Source organism: Musicola keenii (assembly GCF_014855505.1).
Classification (GTDB): domain Bacteria; phylum Pseudomonadota; class Gammaproteobacteria; order Enterobacterales; family Enterobacteriaceae; genus Musicola; species Musicola paradisiaca.
Window position 1 is genome coordinate 80,214 of record NZ_JAAWVW010000015.1, and the last position, 14,504, is coordinate 94,717.

Annotated in this window: 15 protein-coding genes; 11 read left to right on the forward strand and 4 right to left on the reverse strand. The window is 57.4% G+C overall.

The window, feature by feature from the left end; translation table 11 throughout:
- Positions 1-122 precede the first annotated feature (122 nt).
- Both HEP82_RS15115 and HEP82_RS15120 read right to left on the reverse strand, forming a co-directional pair.
- On the reverse strand, positions 123-473 hold the full coding sequence (locus HEP82_RS15115; RefSeq protein WP_192458839.1) for a DUF2502 domain-containing protein: 351 nt from the start codon (positions 471-473) through the stop codon (positions 123-125).
- Between the two features lie 480 nt (positions 474-953).
- On the reverse strand, positions 954-1,643 hold the full coding sequence (locus HEP82_RS15120) for an expansin EXLX1 family cellulose-binding protein (protein ID WP_269150431.1): 690 nt from the start codon (positions 1,641-1,643) through the stop codon (positions 954-956).
- Positions 1,644-2,712: 1,069 nt separating this feature from the next.
- On the opposite strand from HEP82_RS15120, the gene HEP82_RS15125 reads away from it, so the two are divergent.
- The 9 genes from HEP82_RS15125 (at position 2,713) to HEP82_RS15165 (ending at position 12,062) form a co-directional block, all read left to right on the forward strand.
- A complete protein-coding gene (locus HEP82_RS15125) occupies positions 2,713-3,882 on the forward strand; it encodes an urea ABC transporter substrate-binding protein (RefSeq protein WP_407938299.1) in 1,170 nt (389 codons plus the stop codon).
- A 90-nt stretch (positions 3,883-3,972) separates the two neighbouring features.
- Complete coding sequence (locus tag HEP82_RS15130; protein WP_192458841.1) at positions 3,973-4,842, forward strand: ABC transporter permease subunit; 870 nt, start codon at positions 3,973-3,975, stop codon at positions 4,840-4,842.
- A 10-nt stretch (positions 4,843-4,852) separates the two neighbouring features.
- Positions 4,853-5,911 carry a branched-chain amino acid ABC transporter permease gene (locus HEP82_RS15135; protein ID WP_192458842.1) on the forward strand — a complete coding sequence of 353 codons (1,059 nt, stop codon included), beginning with the start codon at positions 4,853-4,855 and terminating at the stop codon, positions 5,909-5,911.
- On the forward strand, positions 5,908-6,633 hold the full coding sequence (locus HEP82_RS15140) for an ABC transporter ATP-binding protein (protein WP_192458843.1): 726 nt from the start codon (positions 5,908-5,910) through the stop codon (positions 6,631-6,633). The genes HEP82_RS15135 and HEP82_RS15140 overlap by 4 nt, the downstream gene beginning before the upstream one ends.
- A 4-nt stretch (positions 6,634-6,637) precedes the next feature.
- The gene (locus HEP82_RS15145; protein WP_192458844.1) at positions 6,638-7,357 is read left to right on the forward strand and encodes an ABC transporter ATP-binding protein; all 720 of its coding nucleotides are present in this window, start codon (positions 6,638-6,640) and stop codon (positions 7,355-7,357) included.
- A gap of 63 nt (positions 7,358-7,420) precedes the next feature.
- Positions 7,421-8,410 carry an acetamidase/formamidase family protein gene (locus HEP82_RS15150; RefSeq protein ID WP_192458845.1) on the forward strand — a complete coding sequence of 330 codons (990 nt, stop codon included), beginning with the start codon at positions 7,421-7,423 and terminating at the stop codon, positions 8,408-8,410.
- A gap of 50 nt (positions 8,411-8,460) precedes the next feature.
- Positions 8,461-9,627 (forward strand): transporter substrate-binding domain-containing protein, encoded by a 1,167-nt coding sequence (locus HEP82_RS15155; protein ID WP_192458846.1) that lies wholly within the window; start codon positions 8,461-8,463, stop codon positions 9,625-9,627.
- Positions 9,617-10,255, forward strand: coding sequence for an ANTAR domain-containing response regulator (locus tag HEP82_RS15160; protein ID WP_012764431.1), 639 nt, complete (start codon positions 9,617-9,619; stop codon positions 10,253-10,255). Before HEP82_RS15155 ends, HEP82_RS15160 begins: the two co-directional genes overlap by 11 nt.
- A gap of 34 nt (positions 10,256-10,289) precedes the next feature.
- Positions 10,290-12,062, forward strand: coding sequence for a nitrilase-related carbon-nitrogen hydrolase (locus HEP82_RS15165; RefSeq protein ID WP_192458847.1), 1,773 nt, complete (start codon positions 10,290-10,292; stop codon positions 12,060-12,062).
- A 48-nt stretch (positions 12,063-12,110) separates the two neighbouring features.
- On the opposite strand, the gene fklB is transcribed toward HEP82_RS15165, so the two are convergent.
- Positions 12,111-12,731: an FKBP-type peptidyl-prolyl cis-trans isomerase gene (gene fklB / locus HEP82_RS15170; protein WP_192458848.1), complete on the reverse strand. Its 621-nt coding sequence runs from the start codon at positions 12,729-12,731 to the stop codon at positions 12,111-12,113.
- Between fklB and HEP82_RS15175 the strand changes: the two genes are divergently transcribed.
- Entirely contained in the window at positions 12,730-12,891 is a 162-nt protein-coding gene (locus HEP82_RS15175) for a hypothetical protein (RefSeq protein ID WP_192458849.1), read from the forward strand. The two genes, fklB and HEP82_RS15175, sit on opposite strands and share 2 nt — an antisense overlap.
- Positions 12,892-12,955: 64 nt before the next feature.
- On the forward strand, positions 12,956-13,675 hold the full coding sequence (locus HEP82_RS15180) for a LysM-like peptidoglycan-binding domain-containing protein (protein ID WP_225622496.1): 720 nt from the start codon (positions 12,956-12,958) through the stop codon (positions 13,673-13,675).
- Here HEP82_RS15180 and HEP82_RS15185 read toward each other — a convergent pair.
- Positions 13,659-14,057 (reverse strand): DUF488 domain-containing protein, encoded by a 399-nt coding sequence (locus HEP82_RS15185; RefSeq protein WP_407938295.1) that lies wholly within the window; start codon positions 14,055-14,057, stop codon positions 13,659-13,661. The two genes, HEP82_RS15180 and HEP82_RS15185, sit on opposite strands and share 17 nt — an antisense overlap.
- Positions 14,058-14,504: the final 447 nt, after the last annotated feature.

Genomic DNA, 14,504 nt, shown 5'->3' on the forward strand with positions numbered 1-14,504 from the left:
GAAAACGGCAAGGCAAGAAAGCAGTGTTATAAAAAAATAAGGCAGGGCCCCCAAAGGGGCCCTGCCCATGATATTTATCGTGCCGCGGTGTCGGTGGAAAACGTCTTCTGCTCTGCCTTGGTCTACCAGCGCGGACCACCGCCGTGATGATGTCCCCAACCGGGGCCAGGGCCCGGGCCGCCGGGCACGATATAAACCGGACGCGGCGGCGGAGGCGGCTCAACTACCACGACACGCGGCGGCGGCGGTTCATAGTAATAAACCTGACGCGGGTGGTGCCGGCGGGCATACCATGTGTCGGGATCGCACCAGCGATTACCGTCCCAGTAGTAGCCACGATCGTCACGATCACCGATATGCAGATAGATACCGGGCAACGCCAGGCTCAGGCTGTCTGCCTGCGCCGCAGGTACCGCGACTGCGGCGCCCAGTACGCCCGCCATCACAATCCCCAATAAAAGTGGCTTCATCATGTTAACAACCTCAGCTTCACCGCTATGCGGCGGATGGCTTCTTTATACGTCCCGCCACAGCCCACAGCTATCAGAAAATGGCTAATTTCTCCGGTGTTATGGTCAAGATCTTCCCGAAAACAGTACCAAATGGATAACCCGCACGTGCATAGTGCATAGTGCGGTGAACCCGAAGCGGCGGCCTGACATGCCATCCCCCCAGATATTGTCGATAAACGCCTGCGCAAAAGCATTCACTCGCATCGCAACATTGTGGCACACCATTCTGGCGATGCATTGAATGTACTCGCCGGGAAAATATCTGGATGAAAGGCCGTAATCCTTACAGGCAACTATACGCAGCTGAGCTCAACGCCGATTAATTTAATACAGGGATGCATAGAATAGACTCAATAATATATAGTCTAAATAATGAAGAAAGAGAGTTACCGGTATAACCGATAACTCTCATTACTTAATGATATTTTTTCATCATGAAGATTAGGGCAGCTGTACTTTCCCGTTAATTAAATAGGCGGACGACGTGCTATCTGACATCGGCGGAAGCGTATCGCTTAATACATTCCCTTTGATATCGGTAAACTCAATCGGAATATCATTTTTCCCAACAAATTCTAAAATAAAATGATTATAGTCTGTTTTGGGCGCGCTAACCCACTGACTGTCGCGCAGATATTTCATCTCAATAATTGGATATTGAACATTTCTGAATTGCACGGCGGCCCAATAAGGATTAGAACCTTCCTTTATACGGTATATCACATTGCCGCTTACAGGCGCTTTTACCAGCTCCCATTGAATATTAATTTTCCCGTCCTGCAAGTTGCCAATTTTCTCGAACGCATTGAATGATAAGTCCAAGGCGCAATCGCCACCTTCAGGATATAAATCGGTAACATATACAGTTGTACTTCCTTTAGGCCCGGTGACTTTGAGATAGGCGCCGGCCAGTGCAGCTTTAACACCTTTATAATCCAGTTGCGTCCGGTTTAATGCTGTTATCTCCATATCAGAAGGGATTGGGTCTAATAATAATGCACCGCCAGAATATCCAGATCCTGTGGCGGTCGCATAACCATAACAGATATCACCCAGTTCCCAGGCAGCTTGAACACTGTGTGACAGAGGTAATAATACGGCAGAGATTAATAGTGTCTTTTTAAACATCATAATATTCACATCCATATATAATTTAATGTATGAGATTAAGAAGCATGTCCTGCTTCACGGTTACATTGTGAAATATTTATATTTTGAGAAATAAGATTAATCCTAAAATGGATTGATTAATAAACATTAAAAAATAAATAAATTATTTTCCACGAAATAAATTAAATATAACATAAAAAGGAATAAATAAGAAAATCGCATATTGTAATATAATGATAGTCATCATTTTAAATCAAGAAAAAATGAGAAACCCATGACAGCAATAAGAAAACGTGTACTGACATGATCACTGCGTTTTCCGCATCTTGATGCATTCACAAAAAGTCATATTTATTTTTAAAAAACATACAATTAAAAACACCTTATTCGAGGGTTTCTTCATTAAGGTCTGCTGTATGACGAAAACGGATAAATTGACTCAACCGCGTTTAAACCCGGTTCTAAGGCATCAGACTGGGGTTATGACATCAGGCTATCAGGCACTTTTCCGCCCGGCTTTTTTTCTTCTGCTTTCACCGCACGTACTCCCCATGAGAGTAGAGATAAAATCACAAACTGATTTACACATAGCACCATAATAATATCGCCAGAATCAACAATAGTGAGCACTGAGTGTGCATTGAATAAATAATAGGTATTGTGATATTAAAATCATAAATGGCGATAAAAATAACATCACGCCACATCTTATTTTTTATTCCCCGTATTCTATCGCTATCACATTTAATCGGGAAAACGCCACCACCGCTATCGTGATCATCTTTTGTGCAGACATGCCCCGTTGATGTGCAGTTGCACTGGGTTAAATAGAGAATACTTATAATAAAATTTAGCCGTTGACAGCCAATTATGCTGCTTTCTATAGTGATAGCCACTCCCCGCAAGACCGCCAACGCTGTCGGCTTGTGGCGAAGGCAATAGAGCCCCATGCAAAGTCATTTGACGTTGCGGGGCTTTTTTTTTGCTTTTTTTCACACCAACATCAGGGGTAATTATGTCCAGAATACAATGTCATTACGCCACGTTGACACTTGCACTGGCATCCATATTGGCGATAAGCACGTCAAATATGGCCGTCGCTGCGGATAAACCGATAAAAATAGGTTTACTGGAGGATGCGTCCGGTAACTTTGCCCTGCCCGTTATTCCCAAGATCCATGCCACCGAATTAGCGATTGAAGAGATCAATGCCAAAGGCGGTATTCTCGGACGCCCGGTAGAACTAATTAAATACGACACCCAATCTGATAATACCCGTTTCCAGCAAATGGCCCGTCGATTAATTAAAAACGATAAAGTGGACGTTATTTTCGGCGCGTTCTCCAGCGCTTCCCGCGAAGCTATCCGCCCAATCATGGACAAGGAAAAACAGCTTTACTGGTACAACAACCAGTACGAAGGCGGCGTCTGCGATAGCAACGTCTTCGTGACCGGCGCGGTGCCGGAACAGCAGTTCTCCACCCTGTTGCCCTGGATGATGGAAAAATACGGCAAGCGGGTTTACACCATCGCCGCCGATTACAACTTCGGGCAGATTTCCGCCGAGTGGGTGCGCAAAATCGTCAAGGAAAACGGCGGCACCATGGTGGGTGAAGAGTTCATCCCGCTGAGCGTCTCCCAATTCGGCCAAACCATTCAGAACATCCAGAAAGCCAAGCCGGATTTCGTGGTGACGTTGCTGGTAGGCACCAACCAGTCCTCCTACTACGAACAACAGGCGGCGGCCAAGCTGAATCTGCCGATGGCCAGCTCCGTCAACGTCGGTCAGGCCTATGAGCACAAACGCTTCAAACCACCCGCGTTGAAAGACATGTACGTGACCGCCAACTACATCGAAGAGGTGGATAGCCCCGCCAGCAATGATTTCAAAAAACGCTTCCGCGCCAAGTTCCCTGACGAGCCCTACATCAACCAGGAAGCCGCCAACGCCTACGACGCGGTCTATCTGTACAAGCTAGCGGTAGAAAAAGCCAACAGCGTCGATCAGGTCGCGGTACGCAAAGCGCTGGAAAGCGGCGACATCTGCACCGACGGCCCGTCCGGCAAAGTGTGCATCGACCCGAAAAGCCATCACCTGAGCCACACCATCTATCTGGCGCATGTCCGGGACGACCACTCGGTGGAAATCCCCAAAGTCTGGCCGGACATCAAACCCTACTGGCTGGGCGAAGCCGGCTGCAACCTGCCGGTCAAACCGGATACCAGCCAGTACACGCCGTCCAACCCGCCCAAGGCCTGAACCGGGCATCACGTCAGGGAAGCGGCCTAACGCTTCCCGGCATACCTCTTTTTCACCGGTGCCGGTCGGGGCACCAAGGATTGCCTGTTGATGTTATTGCTCTCCGTTCTTTATTCGGCGCTTTACCCGTTCGGCGATAACTTCGCCTTTCTGGTGCTGTCGGCACTGGGTCTGGCGGTGATCTTCGGCATGATGGGGGTCATCAATCTGGCGCATGGCGAATTCATCATGTGCGGTGCCTACGTCACGATCACGCTGAACAAATCCGGACTGCCGTTGCCGCTCGCCATGCTGGTAGGCGCCACCGCAGCGGCGATGGCAGGCTGCGCCGTGGAACGCCTGGTGGTGCGCCACCTGTACGGGCGGCTGTACGACTCGGTGGTGGCCACCTGGGCCATCAGCCTGATCGTCCAGCAAAGCATGCTGCTGCTGGCGGGCCCTTCGCTGGAAGGGCTCTCCACCCCCTTCGGTTCGTTCACCTTGGGCGAATACTCTTTCGCGACTTACCGTGCGCTGCTGCCGCTGATCGCCATCGCGGTACTGCTGGTGTTGTACTGGCTGTTTTTTCACACCAACTACGGTATCTGCGCCCGCGCCACCATCCAGAATGCCCGCATGGCGTCCTGTCTCGGGCTGGAAACCGACCGCATCTATACCCAGACCTTCGCCCTCGGCGCCGGGCTCGCCGGGCTGGCGGGCGCCCTCTACGCCCCGACCATGACCGCCGTACCGACCATGGGCAGCGCCTTCATCGTACAAGCGTTCGTCTCGGTGGTGGTCGGCGGCGCCAATGTACTGATCGGCACCATTCCGGCCGCCATGGCGCTCGGTGCCATCCAGACCGGGCTGAACGCCTGGTACGGTCAGTTGGCCGGGCAGATCGGCCTGCTGATTACCGCCATGCTGGTGATCCGACTGTTGCCCAATGGCGTCGGCCAGCTGTTCACCCGTAACCGTTGAGGAACTGACTGTGACGACCACTTCTCTGAGACTCACTACTGAAGCGCGACGCCGATCAGGCCTTCGTTCATGGCGCGGATTACTGGTGCTGGCGATCGCCATGCTGTTGCCGCTGGTGGTCGACAGCGCCTTCACCGGCGATCTGTCCTATTTTCTACTGTGGACGTTCTGCGCCATGGGGCTGTCCGCCATGTGGGGATACGGCGGGATCCTCTCCTTCGGCCAGACTGCCTTTTTCGGGCTGGCGGGCTACGTTTACGGCGTGTTGACCCTCAACTTCGGCGACGGTTTCATCTCCACCTGGTCCGGCTTTATCCTGGCACTGGCCGCAGCGGGCGCGGTGGCCGCCGCCCTCGGTTACATGATGTTCTACGGCGGCGTCACCGGCATTTTCGTCGGCATCGTCACCCTGTCGTTCACGCTGGTACTGGAAACCTTTATGTCCCAGACCGCCGGCCCACAGTGGGTCATCGGCAGCGCCCGGTTGAACGGTTTCAACGGCATGTCCGGCATGCCACCACTCAGCCTACCCTTCGGCGGCGAACACCCCTTCACGCTGGACGGCAATGCCTTTTACTACCTGATTCTGGCACTGCTGGCCATCGCTTATCTGCTGATGCAACGTCTGCTGCGCGGCAACATCGGGCTGACGCTGGCCGCCATCCGTGAAAATCCGCAGCGCGCCGAAATGCTGGGTATCGATATCCGCCGCTATCAGTTGCTGATCTTCACCCTCGGTGGCGTCCTGTCTGGGTTATCCGGCGTGCTCTATACCCAGTGGGGGTCCTACATCACCCCGTCGTCGATGGGGCTGACCGCTGCCGCCATGCCGGTGATCTGGGTCGCCACCGCCGGGCGAAAAAGCCTGGCCGGCACCATCGCTATCACCGCGCTGTTGGTGTGGCTGTCGCAATGGCTGGCGGTGTACGGCAGTGAATACGCCATGATCCTGCTCGGCCTTGTCCTACTGTTCGTCGTGCTGGTCGCACCGGAGGGGATCCTGGTCTGGCTGGCGCAGCAGCTACGGCGGCTGCCGGTTATCGGTCACTATGTAGGAGGTACGCGATGAACACGCCGGTATTGGAAACCCAGGCATTAGGAAAACGCTTTGGCGGCGTACAGGTGATTCATGGGGTGGATATCCGCATTCGTCAGGGTGAAATCCGCTGCGTTATCGGCCCGAACGGCGCCGGTAAAAGCACCTTTTTCAAACTGCTCACCGGCGAACACCGCCCCAGCAGCGGCGAAATCCGCTTTCAGGGCGAACCGCTCAACGCGCTGCCGCCGTTTCAGCGCATCCGCCGCGGTATGAGCATCAAATTTCAGATTCCCGGCATCTTTCCCGCCCTCAGCGTGGAACAGCATTTGCAACTCTCGCTGAGCCACCGTCGCACAGCGCACCATCGCGCGGCAGACAGCCTCGACGATCTGCTGCAACGCTTCAATCTGACGAGCGAACATCGCCAACTGGCGGGCAACCTCTCCCACGGCAAAAAGCAGTGGCTGGAAATCGCGATGGCGGTCTCGCTACAGCCCAGGCTGCTGATGCTGGATGAGCCGGTCGCCGGCCTGTCGGTGGAGGAAACCTACCTCACCGGCGAGCTGATCCGGCAGATGCAGCGCGACGGGCTGACGCTGATGGTGGTGGAACACGACATGACCTTTGTGCGCCAAATCGCCTCGCAGGTCACGGTGCTGCACGGCGGACGGGTGTTCGCCGACGGCGACGCCGCCGAGGTGCTGGCGCGGGAAGACGTGGCGGACATCTATCTGGGAAAGAACGGGGAGTAAACGGATGAACGACGTATTACTGCAGATCAATAACATCACCAGCGGCTACGGCGGCGGATTGGTACTCAACGGCGCCAGCCTGCAACTCAACAGCGCCGAAGTGCTAGGGCTGATCGGCCGCAACGGCGTGGGCAAAACCACCCTAATGCGCTCGCTGATCGGCACCATTCCGGTGCATCAGGGCCATATCCTATTGGGGGAAACCGAAATCACCCACGCCACGCCCCAACGGCGCGCCCGGCTGGGCATCGGCTACGTGCCGCAGGGGCGAGAAATCTTCTCCGGCCTGACCGTGGCGGAAAACCTGCAGGTCGGCATGCAGTTCGTGCGCGAACACCGGGAACTGGCGCAAGGGCTGCTGGAGCAGGTGCTGAACTACTTTCCGATCCTGCGTCAGCGCCTGAAACAGAAAGCCGGCACCATGAGCGGCGGCGAACAACAGCAGCTGGCTATCGCCCGCGCGCTGGTGGGCTCGCCCAAGGTTCTGCTGCTGGATGAGCCGTCGGAAGGTATACAGCCCTCCATCGTCACCGCCATCGCCGACACACTGGTGCGCATCGCCCGGGAACTGCGGGTGGCGGTGATTCTGGTGGAACAGGACATCGCCATGATCCAGCGGGCGGCGCAGCGCTGCTGCGTTATGGACAAAGGGCAGGTGATCGACACCCTCGACAGCCAACAGCTCAATGACGACGACGCGATCCGTCGCCACCTGACGCTGTAACTACCTCAACCCAGACCGACGTCGGCGCCAAGCGCCGACACCCCACTTGCAGAGGAAATGATCATGAACCACGACTGGTTGAAAGCATCCATCATGTATCAGCGCGGCGTCGGCGCCCAGCGTCAGCCCATCACGCACCACCTCACCGAAGAGCGGCAGAAACAATTCCATTACACCATCGGCCCCTATTCCGAACCGGTGCTGACCATCGAACCGGGGGATCGGGTGATCGTCGATACTCGCGATGCGTTTGAAGGCGCCATCACCTCCGAGCAGGATCTGCCCAGCCAGTTGCTGAAGATGCCGTTTCTCAACCCGCAAAACGGCCCGATTATGGTCAACGGCGCGGAAAAAGGCGACGTGCTGGCGGTGTATATCGAGTCAATGCTACCGCGCAGCGACCACGGCATCTGCGCCATGATCCCGCACTTCGGCGGACTGACCGGCACCGACCTTACCGCCATGCTCAACGATCCGCTGCCGGAGAAGGTGCGGCTTATCAAGCTCGACCGCGAAAAAGTCTACTGGAGCCCGCGCCACACGCTGCCTTACAAACCGCATATCGGCACCCTTAGCGTGTCTCCGGAGATAGACTCCATCAACTCGCTGACCCCGGATAGTCACGGCGGCAACATGGATGTCCCCGATATCGGCCCCGGCAGTATTACCTATCTGCCGGTACGCGCCCCCGGTGGCCGGTTGTTCATCGGCGACGCCCACGCCTGCCAGGGCGACGGCGAAATCTGTGGTACGGCGGTGGAATATCCGTCGGTAACGACCATCAAAGTCGACCTGATCAAAAGCTGGGCGTTGTCCTGGCCGCGCATGGAAAACCAGGAAACCATCATGAGCATCGGCAGCGCCCGCCCGCTGGAGGACGCCACCCGCATCGCCTACCGCGACCTGATTTACTGGCTGGTGGATGACTTCGGCTTCGAGCAATGGGACGCCTACATGCTGCTGAGCCAGTGCGGCAAAGTGCGGCTGGGCAATATGGTCGACCCTAAATACACCGTCGGCGCGATGCTGAACAAGCATCTGCTGGCCCACTGACGCCGCATGGCGCGAGCCGTCACGTTTTCACACGAATAAAGCGAGTCACCATGGCGTCATCAGCCCCCATCAACATCGGTTTACTCTACTCTTCCCGCGGCGTCACCGCGTTGCTGGAGCAATCCCAGCTGCGGGGCGCGCTGCTGGCGATCGGCGAAATCAACCAGTCGGGCGGTATCAACGGCCGTCCGCTGCGGGCCATCCATCTGGATCCGCTATCGGACAACGCCCTGTTCCGCTCGCTGGCGGAGCAACTGATTGTGGAGCATCGGGTCAACGTCATCTTCGGCGGCTACACCTCCAGCAGCCGCAAGGCAATGACCCCGGTGGTGGAGAAATACCAGTGCCTGCTGTTCTACTCCCAGCTGTATGAAGGGTTTGAATTCTCGGAAAATATTTTCTACGGCGGCGCGGCACCCAACCAGAACTGCGTCCAGCTGGAGGACTATCTCTCCAGCCAGTTCGGTGCCCGGGTGTTCATGATCGGTTCGCGTTATATCTATCCATACGAATGCAACCGCAATATGCAGGAACTACTGCTGCAACGGGACGACGGCGCGGTGATCGGCGAACGTTATCTTGATCTGAACGCGCCATACGACGCCTTTCTGACGGTGATGGACGAGGTGCGCAGAAAACAGCCGGATTTCATCTTCAGCACCGTCATCGGCCAAACGGTGCCCTACTTATACCGTGCCTATTATGAACAGGGCCTCGACCCGGAAACCATGCCCATCGGCAGCCTTAACACCTCGGAAACCGAGATCGCCGTGATGGGCGCCGATATGGCCGCGGGCCACTTCACTTCATCGCCCTATTTCCAGAGCATCGCGACCCCGGCTAATCAGGCGGCGTTGGCGAAATTCCGCCAGATGTTCGGCCCAACGCTGACTACCGATATGAATTGGGAGGCGACCTACAGCCAAGTGCATCTGTTCGCCAACGCCATGCGTAGCTGCGACAGCGACAGCGCTGCGCTGCTGCGCCCGGCGCTGTACGGCAGCGAGTTCGACGCGCCGCAGGGGCGCATTCGCGTCGATCCACTCAATCACCATACCGGCCTCTACCCGCGCATCGGCCAGTCCAACCCGGATGGCCAGTTCACCATTGTGCGGGAATCGCGCCGCATCGTTCCCCCCGACCCCTACATGACCAATCAGGTTCAGGGGGATTGGGTCACTAAACTGTCAAAAGTGGAGTATCCCCATGCGCCATAACCCACTTCACAACAGTACCACCGCCTTGCTGCTCAGCCGGGGCGTGCGTTGCGTCGTCCTGCATCCCAACGACGAGGACGGCGCCACGCTGACCAATCACCTGCGCCGGATGGGATTCCGGGTACAGGCGTTCTGGCCGATCCCGGAACGGTTGCCGCCGGATACCGATGTGATCTTTTTCACACCGCAGTCCGACCGGCCGGAATTGGAAACGCCCTGGTTAGACCCGGCCCGCCATGCGTTGGTTTCGGTGATCGCCTACGAGAACCCGACCTTTCTCGATCAGGCACTGGAGATGGGCGCCGGCGCCACCATCACCACGCCGATCCGCGCATCCGGCCTGCTTTCCGCCATGGTGATGGCGTTGCACCACGCCCAGCAGCGTCGCCGCATGGCCGATCGCCTTGAACGGCTGGAGAAGAAAATGCTGGGCATGCGTTACGTCGGCGAGGCCAAAGCCATCCTGATGCGGATGCACGGCATCAGCGAAGAACGCGCCTACGAGATCCTGCGTCACCAAGCCATGGACAAGCGCATCACCGTCGAAGAGATGGCCTGCGCTTTGATTCAGGCCAACGACGTGTTTTCCCTGACTACGCCCGGCGCGCTGGCTGCCCGCAAGGAGTGACCGCCAGTCCGCCATCAATCGATAAGGAAACGCCATGACCACCGCCGCATTTCTTGCCGCCGCCGTGCAGTTCGAGCCGCTGTTCGGCGCCAGGGAAGCCAATATCACACGCCTGCTGACGCTAGTAGAACAGGCCGCCCGGCAGGGCGCCAAACTGATTACCACACCAGAAATGGCCACCACCGGCTACTGCTGGTACCACCGTCAGGAAATCGCCGGCCAGGTGGAAACCGTTCCCGGCCCCACTACCGGACGCTTCGCCGAACTGGCGGCGCGTTACCAGTGCTACATCGTACTGGGCATGCCGGAAGTGGAAGCGGCTACCGGGCTGTATTACAACAGCGCCGTACTGATTGGCCCGGACGGAATTATCGGCTGCCATCGCAAAAGCCACCCCTACATTTCCGAACCCAAATGGGCGGCGGCAGGGGAACGGCATCAGGTGTTCGACACGCCGCTCGGGCGTATCGGCATGCTGATCTGCATGGATATTCACTATGTAGAAACCGCCCGCCTGCTGGCGCTGGCCGGCGCGGACATCATCTGCCACATCAGTAACTGGCTGGCGGAGCGCACGCCCGCCCCTTACTGGATCAGCCGGGCGATGGAAAACGGCTGCTATTTACTGGAAAGCAACCGCTGGGGACTGGAGCGGGGCGTGCAGTTCAGCGGCGGCAGTTGCATTATCGCGCCGGACGGCGAAATTCTGGCGACGGTGGACGACGGCGACGGCATCGCCTATGCCTCGCTGGAGCTCGTCGGGCATCCTCGTCAGGTGCTGGGCGAACCGGTCTTTCGCCAGCGCCGCCCTGAGCTCTATCACGGCCTACTCAGCGACAGCTTTCTGTGGAACCCCGCCGATTTCTTCACGCTCTACAACCATCGCCCGTTACCGGCTGGCAGGCAGAGCATTATTTCGGTACTCCAGTTCGATGCCGGCAACGATATCGCCGGCAATGTGGCACGTATGGCCGCGCTGGCGCAGCAGACCATCGACCAACAAGGCAGCGAACTGCTGGTGTTTCCCGAGCTGGCGGTCACTGGTTATGACGCGCCGGAACAGCGCGCCATCGCGCTGGACTCTCCATTACTGTGGCCGCTGTTGCAACTGGCGATGACCCACCGCGTCTGGCTGGCGTTCGGGCTGGCGGAACAGAACGGCGAACGGCGCTATAACACCCTGTTGCTGCTGGGGCCGGAGGGCGTCGTCGGCCATTACCGTCAAATTCATTTACCGCAAGCCTATCGAGATTGGGCCAGCGCGGGCGACCACTGGGGCGTCTTCGATACCGCCCTCGGCCGTCTCGGCCTGCTGGTGGGCCACGATGCGCTGTTTCCGGAAGCGGCGCGTATTCTGGCGCTGGAAGGATGCGATGTCGTCGCCTGCGCCGCTGCGCTTGACGGCGGGTTCACCGGCGCCCACCCAGGCAGCCGGGTTGGGCAGAACTATCCAATCCCTACCGGGGCCGATCCGTTGCATTGGCACCTGTTCCGCACGCGCGCCGGGGAAAACAATCTCTACCTGGCGTTCGCCAACCGCTGCCACGCCGAGGCGCAAGGAGGTTATAGCGGAGTATTCGGGCCGGACACGTTCCATTTTCCCCGTACCGAACAACTGCGATGGCAGGACGAAGGCGCGGCAACGCTGACGATAGACACGCGCTCGCTGGCCGGGAGCGCTTCCCCCACTCATGTCGTCAGACGTAAGGATCTGGTCGCCATGCGGCAGGTTCACCACTATCGACCGCTGTTGGCGAATGACAACGCATCAACAAGAGGGACTGAAGCCGGGCCATCCGGCGGCTAAATCTCGCGAGGGAGGAAATCGGCCGGGAACACCCGGCCGAGGGGGGAATTACAGGATTTCCAGCAGTTCGACTTCGAAAATCAACGCGCTGAACGGCGGGATCGACGCGCCGGCGCCACGTTCGCCGTACGCCAGATTATGCGGGATATAGAGCTCCCATTTGGAGCCGACCGGCATCAGCGTCAGCGCTTCAATCCATCCGGCGATCACGCCACTCACCGGGAATTCCGCCGGCTGGCCGCGCTGCACGGAACTGTCAAACACGGTACCGTCGATCAGACGGCCGGTGTAGTGCACACGGACACGATCCTGACGCGCAGGGATCGCGCCCTCGCCCTGCGTCAACACCCGGAACTGCAACCCGGATTCAGTCAGGCTAACGCCGTCCTGACGGGCGTTCTCTTCCAGAAACTTCTGCCCTTCCACGGCCTGTTCCCGCTGACGTTCACGACGTACCGCATCCGCCCGCTCATGGACTTCACGCAGCGCGCGATGCACCACATCAACCGGCACCGCCGGCGCATTGCCTTCGAGCGTATCGCGCAGACCGGCGACCAGCGCTTCCGGAATCAGGCCGGCCAGGCCGGACTCCTGTAACTGCTGACCAATCTGCAAACCGATACCGTAGCTTGCCTGCGCTTCTACGCTGTCATAAGAAGGGGTTGTCATGGATGTTCCTTTACTCAGAAAATATCGAACCCGCAGCATAACAGCGCGAAGAGAACCGGTAAAATTTTCCGTTGCTGCCCACACCGCCATGTACGGCAAGGATCGCGCGGCAAAAGTTCAACGTATCCTCACGGAGATTACTGTCGGATTTTTCCCTTAACTGGTTATCGCTCCATAATTATCGATATAATTACGCTGATTTTATTCTAGTAAGAGAGGTCACCATGGGCAGAATCGCGCCCAGGAGAAAGCAATCCGTCTGGGATGTCCAGCAATTGTGGCAATCCTGTCGGCAGTATGTGGGCCAGCGGCAACATCGCCGGGCCGACATCGACAATCAGGCGGAAAGAGTCAGGGAAGAGGAAGTACCCGTAGCCCCCCAGGAGCGTCCACCGTCGCTGTTGAACCGCGTCTGGTGCATGCCCGACAGTTTCCGCTGGATGGATCCGTTGCCCAGCTTTCATCGACGCGGGATCCTGATCGTACTGTTCCTGCTGTTTGTGGTTCTGCTGTGGCCCAATTCCCCCGTCACCACCCAGACAGCGCCCCGTGCGGTAGATGTCCCGCTCAGTGCCCGAAGCGTCCCCATGCAGGCACAACTGGTAGACAACGCGGCGACTCCTTCGCCGCAATCCACAGCGCAAACGCCGCCGACCGCCACCACGCCTTCCCCCCCCGCCGCCCGCTGGCAAACCTATCAGATAGCCCAGGGTCAGACACTGGCGCAGCTGTTTCGTGATAATGATCTCCCGGTCGGCGATGTCTTTGCCATGGCGCAGGTGGAAGGCCCCGGCAAGCCGCTGAGCACCCTGCACATCGGGCAACAAGTGCGTTTACAGCGTAACGCCGCCGGGATGGTCAGCGCGCTGGAGATCGATATGCCCGATGGCCAGACGGCATTATTCATCCGCCAGCAGGACGGCACCTTTATTCGCAATCGCTGACAGTCGCCTGCTCCAGCAGAAATTGCCGCAGCACCACGGCATGATTGCGTTGCGTCTCACGGCTGGCATACAACAACACCACCCGACGCGACTGCCGCAACGCCTCCACCAGCGGTTGTACCGCGCCCGTCACCGTCAGTTCCTCACGATACCTCTCGACAAACTCCGCCCACTGCTGAGGATTGGCGTGAAACCAACGACGCAACGCATCGCTCGGCGCCACCGCTTTCAGCCAGACCACACCGTCGAGCCGCAGCTTGCTGATGCCGCGCGGCCATAACCGATCCACCAGAAACACGTCTTCCCCAAACGGCGGCTGTACATCGTAAACACGCGCCAGTTGTACCTGTCCCAATGTTGTTCCTCCTTCATTGCTAGCCAACCTTCGGCACCATCATACGCCGTCATTACCGGCCCAGGCGGCTCCCTGTAAGAATACGTGACGGTACCGGGCGGTGTCATAGCGCCCCCCTGGTCTGGCAAACGTCATCGGCGGTGAGACGCAACACCTTAGGCGCATGCCCGGCAACCGCACAGACATTACAGAGATAAACCGCCTGCAACCACGCCGAGTGCTGCCGTCATACGTATCGCTTTTTGCGTAAATAACGGCGTTTTAGATCCGCGCTGACGACGTAAATCGAGCATGGCGCTTCTGAAAATCAGCAAATAATTCTTGACAGGATCCGGATCTTTGATGAAAACTGCAAACGTTCCCGCAAACGTTTTTCGTTACTTGAAATGTACCTTGCAATAGAAATATCTCAAAAGAAAAGAGGACGTTATGAAAGATATCAACATCGATTTACGTGGTCTGAACCCTGCCCCT